The following is a 14,653-nucleotide window of genomic DNA, read 5'->3' on the forward strand; positions in this document are numbered from 1 at the left end:
TACCACTCCTTTTTGTTTAGCAGAAAAGACTGCCAAAAAATTTCGGTTGCACAACAATTTACCATGGATCCCGACGGGAAACAAGCGAACAAATAAAACAAAAAGAGCTTTCATGAAAGCTCTTTGAAAATATTGCATAAATGTTGTCGAAAATAACGAATAGTAAAGGGATTATGATGATCCTCGATACTGGTTTGATTATTTTTTGTCGCTAAATCTTTGACTTACGATTCGCTGTTTTCCAGCTCACTTTTTTGTTTTTTTGTCAGTTTTTGTTTGACTAAATCGTAGGAAACCAAAATCATTTGTTCGATGTTTTCTTCCATCAAGGCATCAGATGCCAACTTGATGGTATTCCAATGGGTCTTATTGGCATAATACCCTGGAATGATGACGTCAGGAAATTGCTCTCGCAGCGTTTCGTTGACCTCGGGCAGATTTTTCAAAGTCAAAAACGCTGTTTCTTCTGGTTGTGGACTCATGATTCCAAACTGCTTTCCTACTAAATCAAAGTAGATTGCATCCCAATCTTCGCGATAATAGACTTTGGCTCCCGGCAAGCCTTCCCCAAATGCTTGAAATCGCTGCATTTTTTGTGCAATTTTTTCTTCAATCGATGTACTCATTGTGTTTCCCCCACTTTCTGCTATCAAATTCGCCATTTTCTGTCTCAATTTTGACAGATTGAATCGCTTGCTGCTCTATTTCCTACTATTATACATGGTTGTCGTGGAAAAAGGGATTTTTTATCAGTGGCATATCGACTGATAATGATGTTACATGCAGCTGAAAGCAGCGTTACATTCATTCACCTTTCTCAGAAGACACAAAAAAGCCCTCATCAGCGAGTAAGTTGTACTCGCCAATAAGGGCAATTGATTACTAGATGTCACGGACAAGATTCATTTGAGAATCTTAGTACCAACCATTTGCTTCCCAGAATGCTTTGGCAGCAGACCAAGAACCATAACGTGATGCAACATATTCATCGGCAACCTTTTCTTGGTTAGCAGCTGAATAGTCACCATTTAAGTAAGAGTTGGTTAATTGGTAACGGCCATAGTATTGTCCGTTTGTCGCTGTGTAAGAACCACCAGATTCTTTGTTTGCGATCCATTCTTTTGCTGAAGCTTCTGAGCCGCTAGCTGAAGAGCTGTAGCTTGAGCTGCTTTGTGTGCTTGCAGCAGATTGTGTGTTGCTTGATTGTGAAGCTGCTGGTTCACTTGGTTGTTGTACACTTGCTGCAGCAGTCGTGCTTGCAGATTCTGTATAAGTTGCAGTGCCATCTGTAGGGATGATCAATGCTTCCCCAACAAAAATCAAGTTTTTATCAGCAATCTCGTTTGCTTCAACGATCGCATTGATCGTATCATCAGAGCTATAACCATAAAAGTTAGTAGCGATTGTTGATAATGTATCACCAGATTGAACAGTGTATTGTTCGTCTGCAAAGGCGTCTTTCCCACCTAAGAAAAGGCCGAAACCGGCAAGGACAGCTGTACTAAGTAAAACAGTTTTTAAAGACTTCATATAATTAAATCTCCTTCTTTGAAACTCATTTTGCGTCATTTGAGATGACTCAAGCGCATAAACAAGTCTAACATCGAAGAATATTTCATAGGTAAAGAATTCATTACAGATGATTACGAAAACGACAGTTGCCTTACGTTTCGTAAGAATTTGAGAATCCTATCATATCAAGCTTTGCTCTGCTGTAATTTTTAACATTACAGTTATTTTGTTTTCAGGTAAACCAGTTAACCTTAGAAAACCTTTCCTATATTACAAAAACCCCTCTTTTTACACAGGATTGTAACAAAAGAAGGAACGAGACAAGGTCTCATTCCTCATTTACTTTCAATTTTTTCTTCACTGGGATCAATTTATTCATGACGATCGCCGCAATAGCGCTTAAAGCAATCGGTGAATCTAATAAATATTGTAAGAATTGAGGCGCGGATTCTTTGATTTCTGCTGGCATAAACAACAAGCCGATGGCAATAATCAACGGTACCCCGATAATATACAACTCCCGCTCGGAAAACTCTTCATTCTTAATGACCCGAAAGCCGCTCAACAAAATAATGACGCAGACGACCGCGAACACGCCGCCGATGACAGCAGAAGGTACTGCGTGAATCAAGGCTGAAAGTTTTCCCATGAAGGACAATAGGATAAACCAGACGGACGCCATCACAAAGACTTTTTTACTAGCAACCCCTGTGATCGAAATGATCCCTGCATTGGTAGAATAACCAGTTACAGGTGTCGTTCCAACTAAGGCGGCAACCAAGCAGCCTAACCCTTCACCGATCACGCCTTTATTGATCTGTTCATCCGTAACAGGTTCTTCTGTCACAGAACTGACCGCGTACCAAGTTCCTGTTGTTTCTGCTAGGAGAACCATATAGATCACTAGCATCGTTAAGATCGCTGAAACATCAAAATGCAGGCCATAGTTTAGAAATACCAGTTTTGGCAGACTAAAGAAAGAAGCGTCCGCCACCGACTGAAAATCAACGCCTCCCATAAAGGAAGCAATCACGGTACCGATAACCAAAGCAATAATGACCGAACTGATTCGGAAGTATTTTCCCATTCCTGGAAAATAATCGCCTAACATGGAAAACAAGATCAAAATCGCCGCAGTAATCGCAGCTAGCAACATGTTTTGATTGGCACTTAGTGTTTCAGTGGCAGGATAGATATTGCTAGTAAATGCCGTTGGCAGCAGCGTCAAACCAACGATCATGATGATCGTCCCACTGACGATCGTAGGAATAAAATGACGAACGATATACTTATAGATGCCAGTAAAGCCTAGTAAAATGACTGCTGCGGCACCAACAATGCTGGCACCTAACACCGTGTCCATGCCGTTGGCACCAAAATAAATACCGATGATCGCTCCAACGGGCACAAAGGATGGTCCTTGACATACGGGTAATTTCAAGAAAAAGAGGACTTGGATCAAAGAAGCGATCCCTGCTCCTAAAAAGGTCGATTGGATCAAACCTGATGCGTCTGAAGAGGACATCGCCACCGCGGTTGCGATAATAAATGGCGGCACATACACGTCCATTGCCAACACATGCTGTAATCCTAAAAGTACTGCTTGACCAAAGGGAATGTCTTCGTTCATTCCGATCGTTAAATGTTTGTTTTTCGTTGATTCCACTGTCTCATTCTCCTCATTTTTCGTGTACTTTTTTTCCTTGGACCCAGACTTGGCGAATATTTTGCATCGTTGCTAAGTACAGGATTTTTTGTAATCTTGCTTCGGGTGAAGTAAACACACCGAAGTCAGGCAAAGGATTTTCTTTTTGTCGCGTATCGATCACTTGCACATCAAACGCATACCCTTCTTTGATGACACCTACTGGTAATCTCAGTGCCTCACCGCCGCCTTTTGTCGCCAATGAGAACGCATCGATCACGGATATACGAGAATCAGCTACTCCTCGTGTGTTTTGAGGAAGCGTGACATCCACGCCATCTTCTAACATTCTCGAAGACATCACAGCTTGTTTGATGTTGTCATACAAACTCGGTGAAAAACCGCCGGAGATATCCGTTCCTAAACCAATCGTGACCCCTTGTTCTTTCAAGCGCTTGATTGGGATCACGCCATTGGCAAAGTAGGCATTTGAAATGGGACAGTGCGCAACTGCGGCGCCGGTTTCGACAAAACGGGCGCCGTCAGCTGGGCTGATGAAATTGCCATGAGCCATCACTGCTTTTTCACGCAACAAGCCAAAATCTTGCAGCACTTCGGTATCCGTTTTGCCAAATCGTTCTTGGACAAAGTCATGTTCCCATTGCCCTTCACTGCAGTGGGTCTGAACATGGACATCATATTTTTGAGCCAATGCGCCTAACCCTGCCAAGCCTTCATCGTTACAGCTGGGGACAAATCGCGGAGTGACCACAGGATAAACGCCTTGAGGTGCGGTCTTTGCGATTGCTTGTACTTCTTGAATAAAACGTTCTGTATCCGCTAATGCCTCTTCTGTTGACGCATCCCGATAAAAAGCAGGATTGGCTTGAGGATCGTCCATAACGACTTTTCCGACTAATCCCCGTTGACCAAGAGCGGCACAAGTCTTCGCCAATTGAAGACTCGCTTCTAGATGGATCGTTGCAAAATAAAGAACCGTTGTCGTTCCTCTTGCCAACAACTGTGCCACCAAATCCTGATAGACAGCTTTGGCAAATGCTGGATCGGCATATTTTGCCTCCAGCGGAAACGTGCATTCATCTAACCAGACATTTAACGGTTCATCTAACGCGATCCCTGCTTGCGGCCATTGCGGTGCATGGACATGCAGATCGACAAACCCTGGTAAAAAGCACTGGCCTTCAGATAAAGCCTGAAGATTCTCTGATGCTTTTGCCAGCTCTGCCTCATACCCTTGATCTGTTTTGGCAGTGACTTTCGTGATGATCCCTGCGTCATCGACTTGAATCAAAGCTTCTTCTATATACTCCAATTTTCCATCACTTGGCGTATGGAAAACATCTCCTTTAAAATAGCGAATGGTTGCCATTTGTTTGATTTCCCCCGTTCTCTAAGACATTGTCAGGAAAAAGCCGTTCGTTTAATGTTCCTTTTTCACTAACACGATGTTCTTATTTTAACGCTATTCGAAAATAGTGCAATAAAATTCACTATCATAAAGGAAGATAAAACGCTGAACGTTCGGTTTTTATGCGATTTCAAAAAAAGACACCGTCTAGAAATAAGACAGTGTCAGTTAACGACGCTTATACTTTTGTTTTCTTTAGTTGCCGATAAAATACCACCAGTCCACCTACTAGCAAACAGAGTACTCCTGCAATCGAGCCCCATTTTGCTGGCTCTAAAAAGCTTTGGATCCTTGAGGTCTGATTCGTTGCCGTCGTTCCTGATAGCTGAAACAAGAAAGCCAGCGGCTGATGTTCAAAACGAAGAATGACAAACAGGAGTGTCATCAAAAGAAATTGATGTACCAGACTCCCTTTGCTTTGTGTGGCATACTTGGCTAAACTCTGCTGCTCGATTGCTTCGGGTTTTGCCGCCAAATACTGTTTCGTAAGCCATTGATTCAATCCCGCATTAAAGAAGCTAATGACGAATAAACTTATTGGAATCAGTGTGTCGCTGCTGAACAGAAGAACACCTGCCATCAGCCCAAGTAAATATGTTGGTACCAGCTGTTTTTCTAAACGATGAGCGAGTTTTCCTCCGAGAAACATCGCGCCAAAAAGGCCCAGTGCATATGGTAAGTAAACGTGCGTGCTTAACGCTTGTGCTCCAAGTCGACCGGTAACATACACCGAGCCGAAAAGAAAAAGAAAGTTTCCGATCACCCCACGAATGAAGGTGAGCACATTTAGATGAAGTGGCTGTTTCCACAAGCGGCTGCGTTTCGTTAAAGTGATCAGCAGCAAAGCAAAGAGAAACAAGAAGCCAGTAATCGCCCATTCAAACAGGGCATTCGACTTGATCAGCCTTGCTGATCGCAAGCCAAACAGTAAGAGAAAGAAAAAGAAATACAACAAAAACTGCTTGTTGAATAACTGGTTGCGCTGCATCAACGGTCTTTTTGGGAGGTTGTTGAAGGTTTGACTACTCTTACCTGCCAGCACAAAGAGTGCAAAATAACTGCCAAATAGGCCAACGCCTTGAAGGTCATCAGGCAACCGTAAGGCAAACAGTAAAACGAAAAGAAAGAACAGCGCCTCCTTCCAATCATTTTTCAGCGGCTGTTCAGTGAGCTTGGCTTTTTGGCGTACCATCAGATCAGCTGGGGGCAGCCAAGAAGCACTGATCCCCAACAAACCAGCAGCTGGCAAGAGTGCCACGCTCCACCAAGTGCTCAAGATACCCACCAATGCGCCGGCGCCGCCGATCAAGACACTTGCTGCTAACAGCGATGGTGCAAAAAGCGCCGTAAGCGTCTGTAAGAAAAAGACCCCTGTCATGCGAAAGGTATAAAAGAGCGCAAAGGCTAATGCTGCACTTAGCGACTGCTCTTTGCTCAAAGATAAAAAATAAAGATACGGGATGATCGTGATCGTATTGCTGATGATCAAAAGTGCGGTATGGGATTTGAAAGCTTTCATCGTCCGACTCCTTGGTTTGATTTAAGGTTCCATCTTTCTTCTATCCTACACCTTCAAGCAATCCTGTCAACGTGCGTACCAAATTTAAGCAAAAAGAAACCAAGTGTTTTGTCAAAGGACTGACACTTCGTTTCTTTTTCTTATTGCGATTTTCGGTTAGGAGCCAGTAGACTGAATCGTTTGCTTAATTGCCTGAATTTCTTCATACAACCCTTGAAACTCTTTTGCAAGCTCACTCATGATGTCTGCGCTCATCAAAAGATCTTCCGCATGACTTAATAGTAAGGACATCCAGACTTTTTCCCCTTGGGCTTCTTGTTGAACTAACTTCCGATGTGCCAAATGGGCTTCATGATAATGTTCTTTTCCTTTTTCGATTGCTTGCAGTGCAGCCAGATTCTGGGCTTCTCTTCCTTTTTGAATACTTTCAAAAAAGCAACTTCTTGCCATACCCGCTTGCGAAATAATCTGAAAACAAATTTGTTCTTTTTCTTCCATTCTACTCTCCTATTAGTTCAAGTGCTTGTTCCAATGCTTTTTTTCCATCCATCATGCCATAGGTGCGCATGTCGATACTGGCTGCTGGACAAGCAACTAAACCTTGAACTTCATTTAATCGGTATGAAACTTGCGGTCCTAACAGTACGCAATCAGCATCTTTTGCTGCAGTCGTTACTGATTCAATGGAGAACGCATCGATCGCCACCGTTTCTCCTTTTTCTTGCGCTGCTTTTTTCATATTATTTACTAAGACACCAGTAGACATGCCGCCAGCGCAAACTAATACTATTTTTTTCATCATTGTTCCTCCATTTTCTCGTTATTTGTTACTCAACGACTGTCGCTTGGGTTTGCAGATTCTTTTCTTCAGCTAGTGCTGCTTTGTCTTGCAGACGCATAAAAGGGATATAGATGAGGACACATAAGACAAATTGAATCAATTGTGCAATGATTCCTTGCCAGCCATTCACTAAGAAGCCACCGAAAATAATCGGAAATCCAGTTGGGATATTGACTCCATTGTGATAAGGCAAAAAGCCCACAATTGTTAAGAGATATGCTGACAACACGGAAACAGCCGGTGTTAACATCAAGGGAAGCAGCATTCTGATATTCATCACCTGAGGAATCCCAAATTTGATTGGCTCAGAAATACCAAACATGGAAGGGATCAAACCAATTTTACCAACAGCTTTTAGTTGCTCTGATTTGCAGCCAAAAATAGCCAGTAAAGCGACTGCAAATGAACGAGCCCCGCGATTGTTCAAAATAAAACCAATCGTAAACAAATGTGGTAATGCTTGACCGGCACTGTACGCCGCCAGATTATCAAGTCCTGGTTGGTAAAAGACCAGCATCAAGATCGGATAAACAGCCAACACTCCGTGAATGCCAAAGAACCAAAGAAATTCGATAAAAGCCACAATGATCATGCAGGCAAGAATATTCGCTCCTAGCAAGGTCAGTGGAGCTTGTACCCAAGTATAGATCATATCTGTCAGCGTGCCATAAGGGGTTGCCGCCATGCCCACGTAGATGATGCCCATAATGGCTGAAACAATAATTGCTGGCACGATCGCTGCAAAGGATTTGTTGACGATCGGCGGTACCGAATCCGGCATTTTGATCATCAGATTCTTCTGTACACATAAAATGTAAATTCTGGCACCCAACAATCCACCAAACATGGCGACAAACATCCCACCGGAGCCAAGGGTCGACAACTCCATCGTACGAGTTTCTTCTAAAGTCGAAATCGGACTCAAGATCAAAAATGAGACCAAACTCATGATACCGGCATTTAGTTGATCCGCATTTAAATGTTCGGCTAATTTATAGCCAACTAGAAAGGCGACATAAACGGAAACGACATCGATCGTCATCGCGTTGACTTGTGTTAATAATGCTTTCAAACCAATTTGTTCCATTATCTGTTGCGTTGCCCCAATGTCGATCGCATTGATCAAGGAAGCAATGGAACTGATCATCATGACGGGCATTAAGCCCATCATTGCATTGGCAATGGCTTTCATATAAATATTGTTTTGTACTTGAACGGCTGCAGCTAGTATTTTATCTTTCAGTGTATTCATAAGGTCCTCCTTCACTTAATCCCGCAAGTATTTATCTTTAAGCAGCTGGATTTTCTGCTGTGAAAAACCCAGTTCTTCTTTTACATACGTTTCAATCCCCCCATGAGCCTCAATCAAATCCAAAGCGGTTTGTAAAAAACACCGATCAGCTTCTTTGAAGTATCGCATTGCTGCCACAAAATCGGGGTTGTTCGTTTCTTCTTGTATCTGCTTGAGACTCTTGGTATTTTTCTCTCTTTTGTACTCGTTGGTCAGCAGATAATCTTCCATGACCTCTTCATAACTGACACCCAACAGTAACTGAATCAGGGCAACCCCATAACCGGTGCGGTCTTTGCCACCACGGCAGTGCTGAACCACTGCACCTTCAGCTTCCAAATGAATGTCCAATACTTCTTTAAAAACGGTCTTGCATTGACTGTTTTCAACAAATTCATGATTTTGCCGAATCATCAATTCTTTTGCAACTTCGGCGGTGATTTCTTCTGCAGAAAGCGCCATTGGCTCCCCTTCTTCTGAAGAAGCTAAAGCAGCAATATCAGCAATCGGTGTCAAATAAAGCACCTGAGCATTCCCAATGGGTTTGTCTTCATTGTCTACTCTTTCTTGGGCATTACGGTAGTCAATAATTTTCTCGATTCCCAGAGCTGCTAATTTTTTCTGATCGGCTTCTGTCAATTTGCTCAATTCGTCTGAGCGGTATAGTTTTCCAGTCACCACATATTTTCCCTCTTTGGTCCGACAGCCGCCAAAATCGCGAAAATTATATGCACCTTCTAAGGTTACTTTTTCATTTGTCATATACTACTCCTTTAAATAATTAATGAACGACATAAAGTCCGTTGTTGCAGCTAGTTTGTTAACTTTATCCAACGAAGAACATTGTTTGATCAAATGATCATTCAGCGGTTTCACTTTTAAGTGATCTTGTTCAGCAATCACTAATAAGAAAACGAGACGAACCGACTGTTTGTACCAGAACACTGGCTTTTTCAAGTTTGCAACAGCAATCACCGTTTCTGAACCAATCAGTGCATTGGGATGAGGGAAAGCGACCGACGGTAAGAAATCGGTTCCAAAAAAGGCTTCTCGTTCAAAAACTAATGTTTCAAAATTCTCAGGCATTGAATACTGTTCTTTGATTTGTTGGCATAAAAAATGCAATACCGCTTCTTTTGTTTCAAATTCTTGTTCACAGATGAATAATGATTCCTTAAAGTAGTTCAAAAGCACTTCTTCTGTGAAGACAGCGGCCAATGCGGTTTCGATCTTTTTGATCATATCCGGTTGCATAAAATAATCAACATTCATAACAGGAATCGTTCCTTCGTAAGGAAGCGGAATCGAAGAAAAGATGAAATCGAACTCCTGCTCTTCGATCATTTGCAAAAATTCATATTGATTGCATACCGTGACTTTCTTGATATAATTGCGAAAATAAAACTCAAATTTCTCTTTAAGGAAGGTATTGGCCGCTCGGCCTAGGTCATTGACCACTAAAATATACTTGCGCTGTGTTTGCGAATTTTTCTTATTTAAAGCCACATCAAAGTGCATCGCCAAATAGCTGAGTTCATGATCACTGATGGTCTTTTCAAATTGCTTTGCAATGACTTGACCGGCAATGATGGCTAAATCATAAGCGACATTACAGTGTACCTTCACCTCATTCAACAAAGGATTTTTCAGCTCGATCCCCAATTCGATCCGATCGATCAGCGGAGCAAAGTGCAACATCAACATCGTTTGCAGATCCAAGTCTTTGCTGAAATCGATTTGGCGGCTTTCCTTGATCGCTTTTAAAATTTTGCTGACCAATTCTGCTGCTTCATCTGAAACAGTCATCTTTTCATTTCTAGGGACTACTCGTTTACCAACGATTTGCCCTAAAACATAATTTCGCTCGTATTCGGTAAAGTGTACAGCACATTCTTTTTCAATTCTGGCTATGATTCGCTCTCCTAGTAACGTCTGTTCATCATTGGTCCTGCCGCTGATTGGCAGATTTCGATCCAAGTAGCGGCCGCTTTGCATGCGTAAGACAGCGATCGCTAAATGATTCACCAGATTGTTCAAAATAGCCTCCGACATGGGGTAGGCTTTTTGCGAAAACTCCGACGAAACGATCGCTTTTATCTGCTGATGAAGAAGCGACGGTGTATCTTCGCTGATTGTGCCCTCTTCTAACTGCTTGATATGGGTTCTTTGCAAATAATTACTAGCCATAAACCGTCTCAAGTCAAATTCGCTGCCGCTAAGTTTCATTCCGTAATACGGCTTCGTTTGAATGGAGAGCTGGTAATGGCTTAGTATACGTCGCAGCTTTTTCAATTCTTGAGATAGCTTACTCTGAGAAATGAATAAGCGTTCGCAAAGCATTTCGGACTTAATATACGTTTCTTCTTGAATAAAGAATTCAATAATTCTAGAAACAAAGTCGTCATTGTGTGACGCTTGTTCTTTCCTTCGCTGAAAAGCTTCTTCGTTCGTTATTTGTAAATACAACCCACTCCCTTTTTTCGCTTGGATCATACAACCGTATCGTTCTTGATGCTGGTTGATTTCTTCTGCATAACGGCGAACGGTTTTCCTGCTAACACCCAACTCGGCAGCAGCCGCTTTACTCGTCATAAAACCGTCATGCTTCGAAAGTGTTCTTAACAACAATAGGCTTAATTTTTCCATCTCTCTCTCCCTCGCTTACTAGTTTAGAGTCAAACTCAAGCAACCTCCATAGGTATATCTTCCCTTTCATTAAGGGAAATTTCTACAAGAAGATTTATGGAACGAGTCAAAAAAAACCGCCGCAGGCGAAAATCCTTGCGGCGGTTCTGGTTCTATCCGATTGATCAGTCTTCTTGTGGATAGGCATCGATAGTCGTGGTGTGTTGCTGAATCCAAAGTCCATGCCCCTCTTTGACAATACGCAACTTGCTGTCAGGCAGCAACCGGCATTCGATTTCTCCCCCTTGAAGCTTCACTCTGATTGCTTCTTGCTGATAAGTGATCGTAAATGTCAGTGATTCGATTTTCTGTGGCAAATGATTCGCCAAGTGAAGTCCGCGATCATAGGTCAGACCAGCAAAACCATAAATCAAACTCAACCAGCTGCCGCCCATATTGGCAGCATGAACACCGTCTACAACATTCTTTTGCAAATCATTGAGATCCATCAGTGCGGTATCCATGAAGTAGCGATACGCTTTTTCAGTGTCGCCGATTCGGCTAGCCATCACACTAAAGATGGAACGAGACAACGAGGAGTCATGGGTCGTCACCTGCTCGTAATAGTCATAGTCTCTTGTTAATTGATCTGCTGAAAATTCATGGGTAAACAGCATCTCTGCTAAAACAGTATCTGCTTGCTTGCATACTTGATACTTATAAATGATCATTGGATGATAGTGAAGCAGAAGCGGATAATTCTCAGCAGGTGTTTCCTCAAATGGCCACAGCGCTTGATCTAAGAAGGAATCATCTTGTTTCGTTAGCTGCCGCTCTTCATCGTAACCGAAGTACATCAAGTCAGCTGCTTTTTCCCAATCGGCAATCAATTCTTGATAGACATGGTATCGTTTGGCCAATTCGACCGCATAGCGTAAGTTATTTTGTACCATTTTGTTTGTATAAAAATTGTTGTTTACCAAAGCGCTGTATTCGTCTGGTCCTGTCACTCCATGAATACAAAACCGCTCTTGTCCTTCTTTTACAACAAACGTGCCATAATGAAACCAGAATTTCGCTGTTTCAAAAACGACTTCTTTACCAATTTCTTCAATAAAGGGTTGATCACCCGTGATACGTTCATATAATTGAAAACCATAAACGATATCGGCATTGATATGCAGTTGTGCTGTACCTGCTGGATAATAGGCACTCGTTTCATTACCGTCAATCGTACGCCAAGCAAACAATGCCCCAGCTTGATTCAATTCTTTTGCTCGTTTTTTGGCTTGCGGCAAAATACTTGCACGATAGGAAAGTAAGCTTTTGGCTATCTCGGGGTTCGTATAAATGAAGAAAGGCAGTAGATACATTTCTGTATCCCAAAAATAATGTCCTTCATATCCTTCACCCGTCAGCCCTTTTGCGGCGAAATTCGTTTTCCCATCACGCCCTGCACCTTGGTTCAAATGAAACAAATTGAAACGGATCCCTTTTTGCAAATAGTCATCCCCCACGATTTGTATATCGCTGGCTTGCCAGAAAGATCGATAGTAATCCGCTTGTTCTTTTGATAAGACAGAAAACTCGGCGACTTTCTGCTCAAATGGTGTCTCACCAGACCTTTGCAGCAATTTGACCTGAAAAATCGAAGTTGACGGTTCTCCAACTGTCAAATACTGCTTTTCTTGATGCAGCCGAATAGCGATTTGCTTTTGACTATTTGGTGCTGTCCATACTTGGTATGCGCCCATTTGTTCTTTTTCCAATTGATGATTCTTACTGGCAACTCGAGGATCATCTGTTTTATTGACAGAGAATTGCTGATTTAATGTGTGGGATAGTTCGATCGGTTCTGAAAAATCGGCTGTTATCACTTCATAGCGGCAAACATAGAGTTCACTACGCGTCATTGACGCAAACGAAGTTAACCCCAACTCAAAAGACTTTCCGGTCGGAGTAGTGATCCGATAACTTTCCGTCAGAATCCCGTCAGCTAATGCAAGACTCATTTGCGTTCGTTCGACTTGCCATTCCTCAACCGAAGAATCCTCCTCGCCGATTTTCAAAATAACTCCACGCAAGTTTGGCAATTTGCAAATCGTTTGATGTTCTTTTGCATACCCATAAGCCCATTCGCCATACTGAATCGGCTCGCTGTCAAAAAAGCCGTTGACAAACGCCCCAGGATTTCCTGGATACAGTTGATTGACCTTCAAAGGATGCCCTGCACGGACGCCGATTTGCCCATTTCCTAAAGCGAACAATGTTTCTAGATACTCCATTTTCTGATGGGACAGCTCATCAGCTGTCAATAGAAAGTCGTTTTTCTTCATCCTTTATCCTCCAAGTCTTTTGGTTTATTCCTCGTTATCTTCACTTAGTTTCTATCCTACACTTCTAGCCAATGATTGCAAGGCTCAGCTCTTAGTCCTTTTGCCACAAGCATCTCTTTAGAGCCGAGCAGCGAATGTATGATACCATGAAGCAAACACGAAAGAAGGCGATTTCTTGGATTTATGGCTTACAAATGTACAACTTGAGACGAGTTATTTAAAAGAAGGCGACTGGTCTTATGGAACCAAAACAGAAAATACAGCAATCGGGATCAATGATGGAAAAATAGCGGAGATCGTGCCGATGTCCGAATGGCAGGCAGCAAGCGGAGCGACGATCATTGATGGGGAAAATCAGTTATTGTTGCCAGGATTGATCGAAAAACATTGTCATTTGGACAAAAGTAAATTAGGTACTCCTTGGCGTCCAGTAACGCCAGCAGCTAGCTTGGTGGAACGATTTGAAACTGAGATTCCCCAATTAGATGCCTTACCGTTATCGATCAAAGAACGCGGACAAGCGCTGATTGATTTAGAACTACCTCACGGTGCGGTGATGTTCCGCTCACATATCGATATTGAACCAATGACTCAGCTGCGTTATTTTGATGCGATCACTGAATTAGTCGCCGAACAACCTTTTGGCTCGGAGTTGGTCTTATTCCCACAACATGGCTTATTGCGCTCAAATGCAGCTTCTTTGATTGAAGAAGCCTTAGCAACGGGCAAAGCTTCTTATATTGGCGGTGTTGATCCTTATACACTCGATCAAGATTATAAAACTTCCTTACGGACAACTTTTGAACTTGCTCAAAAAGGGCATGTCGGTATTGACCTCCATCTTCATGATCGGCAAGAAGCTGGCAGAGCGACCGTTAAAGAAATGATTCGTTTGACAAAGGAATTCAATATGCAAGGAAAAGTGGCGATCAGTCACGCCTTTGGTCTAAATGACTTTGAGGGAGAAGAACGCAAAGAAATCTTTCAAGCCTTAGCAGACTTAGAGATCCACATCATTTCAAGTATTCCCATCAGCCTAGGAACGATCCCGCCGCTGAAGGAATTGCAAAGTTATGGCGTGGCTGTTCATATCGGTTGCGACAATGTCTATGATTCTTGGTCTTCTCTTGGCGACGGTTCTTTACAAGAAAAGCTGGCGCGCTATTTAGAGATTTTTGCTGTCAAAAGTCAGGAAGACTTGACGCAAGCCCTAGGTCTGGTTACTGATGGCAAAGTGCCATTAGATAAAAACGGTGCGCAGCAATGGCCTAAGGTTGGTGATTCGGCTGATTTCTTGCTGACACCAGCTGCTTGTACGGCAGAATTTGTCGCCCGCAAAGGCTTCGTCAGCAAAAGTTTTTATCAAGGAACGGTTGTCTTTTCAGCTGAATAAACTATCTGATAACAACGAAAAGAAAAGCCATTGTCTGAACTCAGCAGACAATGGCTTGTTTC

12 protein-coding genes are annotated in these 14,653 nt (G+C 42.6%); 1 reads left to right on the plus strand and 11 read right to left on the minus strand.

All coding sequences use genetic code 11. From position 1 onward, the window contains the following. Positions 1–224: 224 nt before the first annotated feature. The 11 genes from IGK14_RS13215 to IGK14_RS13265 all read right to left on the minus strand — a co-directional run bounded on the left by IGK14_RS13215 (position 225) and on the right by IGK14_RS13265 (position 13,198). Positions 225–626 (minus strand): MmcQ/YjbR family DNA-binding protein, encoded by a 402-nt coding sequence (locus IGK14_RS13215; RefSeq protein ID WP_010749917.1) that lies wholly within the window; start codon positions 624–626, stop codon positions 225–227. A 289-nt stretch (positions 627–915) separates the two neighbouring features. Next, positions 916–1,530 carry a LysM peptidoglycan-binding domain-containing protein gene (locus tag IGK14_RS13220; protein ID WP_005228480.1) on the minus strand — a complete coding sequence of 205 codons (615 nt, stop codon included), beginning with the start codon at positions 1,528–1,530 and terminating at the stop codon, positions 916–918. Positions 1,531–1,840: 310 nt separating this feature from the next. After that, positions 1,841–3,142: a uracil-xanthine permease family protein gene (locus tag IGK14_RS13225; protein WP_051095412.1), complete on the minus strand. Its 1,302-nt coding sequence runs from the start codon at positions 3,140–3,142 to the stop codon at positions 1,841–1,843. A 49-nt stretch (positions 3,143–3,191) separates the two neighbouring features. Beyond that, entirely contained in the window at positions 3,192–4,547 is a 1,356-nt protein-coding gene (gene guaD, locus IGK14_RS13230; RefSeq protein ID WP_438712408.1) for a guanine deaminase, read from the minus strand. 217 nt (positions 4,548–4,764) lie between these two features. Further along, the gene (locus IGK14_RS13235; protein ID WP_010749920.1) at positions 4,765–6,105 is read right to left on the minus strand and encodes a hypothetical protein; all 1,341 of its coding nucleotides are present in this window, start codon (positions 6,103–6,105) and stop codon (positions 4,765–4,767) included. A 156-nt stretch (positions 6,106–6,261) separates the two neighbouring features. Further along, entirely contained in the window at positions 6,262–6,603 is a 342-nt protein-coding gene (locus IGK14_RS13240; RefSeq protein ID WP_010749921.1) for a PTS lactose/cellobiose transporter subunit IIA, read from the minus strand. A gap of 1 nt (position 6,604) precedes the next feature. Next, complete coding sequence (locus IGK14_RS13245) at positions 6,605–6,904, minus strand: PTS sugar transporter subunit IIB (RefSeq protein WP_010749922.1); 300 nt, start codon at positions 6,902–6,904, stop codon at positions 6,605–6,607. 28 nt (positions 6,905–6,932) lie between these two features. After that, on the minus strand, positions 6,933–8,198 hold the full coding sequence (locus IGK14_RS13250) for a PTS sugar transporter subunit IIC (protein WP_010749923.1): 1,266 nt from the start codon (positions 8,196–8,198) through the stop codon (positions 6,933–6,935). Positions 8,199–8,213: 15 nt separating this feature from the next. After that, positions 8,214–8,999 (minus strand): tyrosine-protein phosphatase, encoded by a 786-nt coding sequence (locus IGK14_RS13255; protein WP_010749924.1) that lies wholly within the window; start codon positions 8,997–8,999, stop codon positions 8,214–8,216. Positions 9,000–9,002: 3 nt separating this feature from the next. Next, positions 9,003–10,883 carry a BglG family transcription antiterminator gene (locus IGK14_RS13260; RefSeq protein ID WP_010749925.1) on the minus strand — a complete coding sequence of 627 codons (1,881 nt, stop codon included), beginning with the start codon at positions 10,881–10,883 and terminating at the stop codon, positions 9,003–9,005. 164 nt (positions 10,884–11,047) lie between these two features. Next, positions 11,048–13,198, minus strand: a complete 2,151-nt coding sequence (locus IGK14_RS13265; RefSeq protein WP_438712411.1) for a glycoside hydrolase family 65 protein — start codon at positions 13,196–13,198, stop codon at positions 11,048–11,050. A 175-nt stretch (positions 13,199–13,373) separates the two neighbouring features. Between IGK14_RS13265 and IGK14_RS13270 the strand changes: the two genes are divergently transcribed. Next, entirely contained in the window at positions 13,374–14,591 is a 1,218-nt protein-coding gene (locus IGK14_RS13270; RefSeq protein ID WP_010749928.1) for an amidohydrolase family protein, read from the plus strand. Positions 14,592–14,653: the final 62 nt, after the last annotated feature.

Source organism: Enterococcus sp. DIV0970a (assembly GCF_051711265.1).
GTDB classification, from domain to species: domain Bacteria; phylum Bacillota; class Bacilli; order Lactobacillales; family Enterococcaceae; genus Enterococcus_D; species Enterococcus_D casseliflavus.

What these genes read in the sequence shown, in the direction of transcription:
- guaD (WP_438712408.1), bottom strand. Translation starts at nt 4,547, where the DNA reads ATGGCAACCATTCGCTATTTTAAAGGAGATGTTTTCCATACGCCAAGT.
- IGK14_RS13225 (WP_051095412.1), bottom strand. Translation starts at nt 3,142, where the DNA reads ATGAACGAAGACATTCCCTTTGGTCAAGCAGTACTTTTAGGATTACAG.
- IGK14_RS13235 (WP_010749920.1), bottom strand. Translation starts at nt 6,105, where the DNA reads ATGAAAGCTTTCAAATCCCATACCGCACTTTTGATCATCAGCAATACG.
- IGK14_RS13255 (WP_010749924.1), bottom strand. Translation starts at nt 8,999, where the DNA reads ATGACAAATGAAAAAGTAACCTTAGAAGGTGCATATAATTTTCGCGAT.
- IGK14_RS13260 (WP_010749925.1), bottom strand. Translation starts at nt 10,883, where the DNA reads ATGGAAAAATTAAGCCTATTGTTGTTAAGAACACTTTCGAAGCATGAC.
- IGK14_RS13250 (WP_010749923.1), bottom strand. Translation starts at nt 8,198, where the DNA reads ATGAATACACTGAAAGATAAAATACTAGCTGCAGCCGTTCAAGTACAA.
- IGK14_RS13245 (WP_010749922.1), bottom strand. Translation starts at nt 6,904, where the DNA reads ATGAAAAAAATAGTATTAGTTTGCGCTGGCGGCATGTCTACTGGTGTC.
- IGK14_RS13240 (WP_010749921.1), bottom strand. Translation starts at nt 6,603, where the DNA reads ATGGAAGAAAAAGAACAAATTTGTTTTCAGATTATTTCGCAAGCGGGT.
- IGK14_RS13215 (WP_010749917.1), bottom strand. Translation starts at nt 626, where the DNA reads ATGAGTACATCGATTGAAGAAAAAATTGCACAAAAAATGCAGCGATTT.
- IGK14_RS13220 (WP_005228480.1), bottom strand. Translation starts at nt 1,530, where the DNA reads ATGAAGTCTTTAAAAACTGTTTTACTTAGTACAGCTGTCCTTGCCGGT.
- IGK14_RS13265 (WP_438712411.1), bottom strand. Translation starts at nt 13,198, where the DNA reads ATGAAGAAAAACGACTTTCTATTGACAGCTGATGAGCTGTCCCATCAG.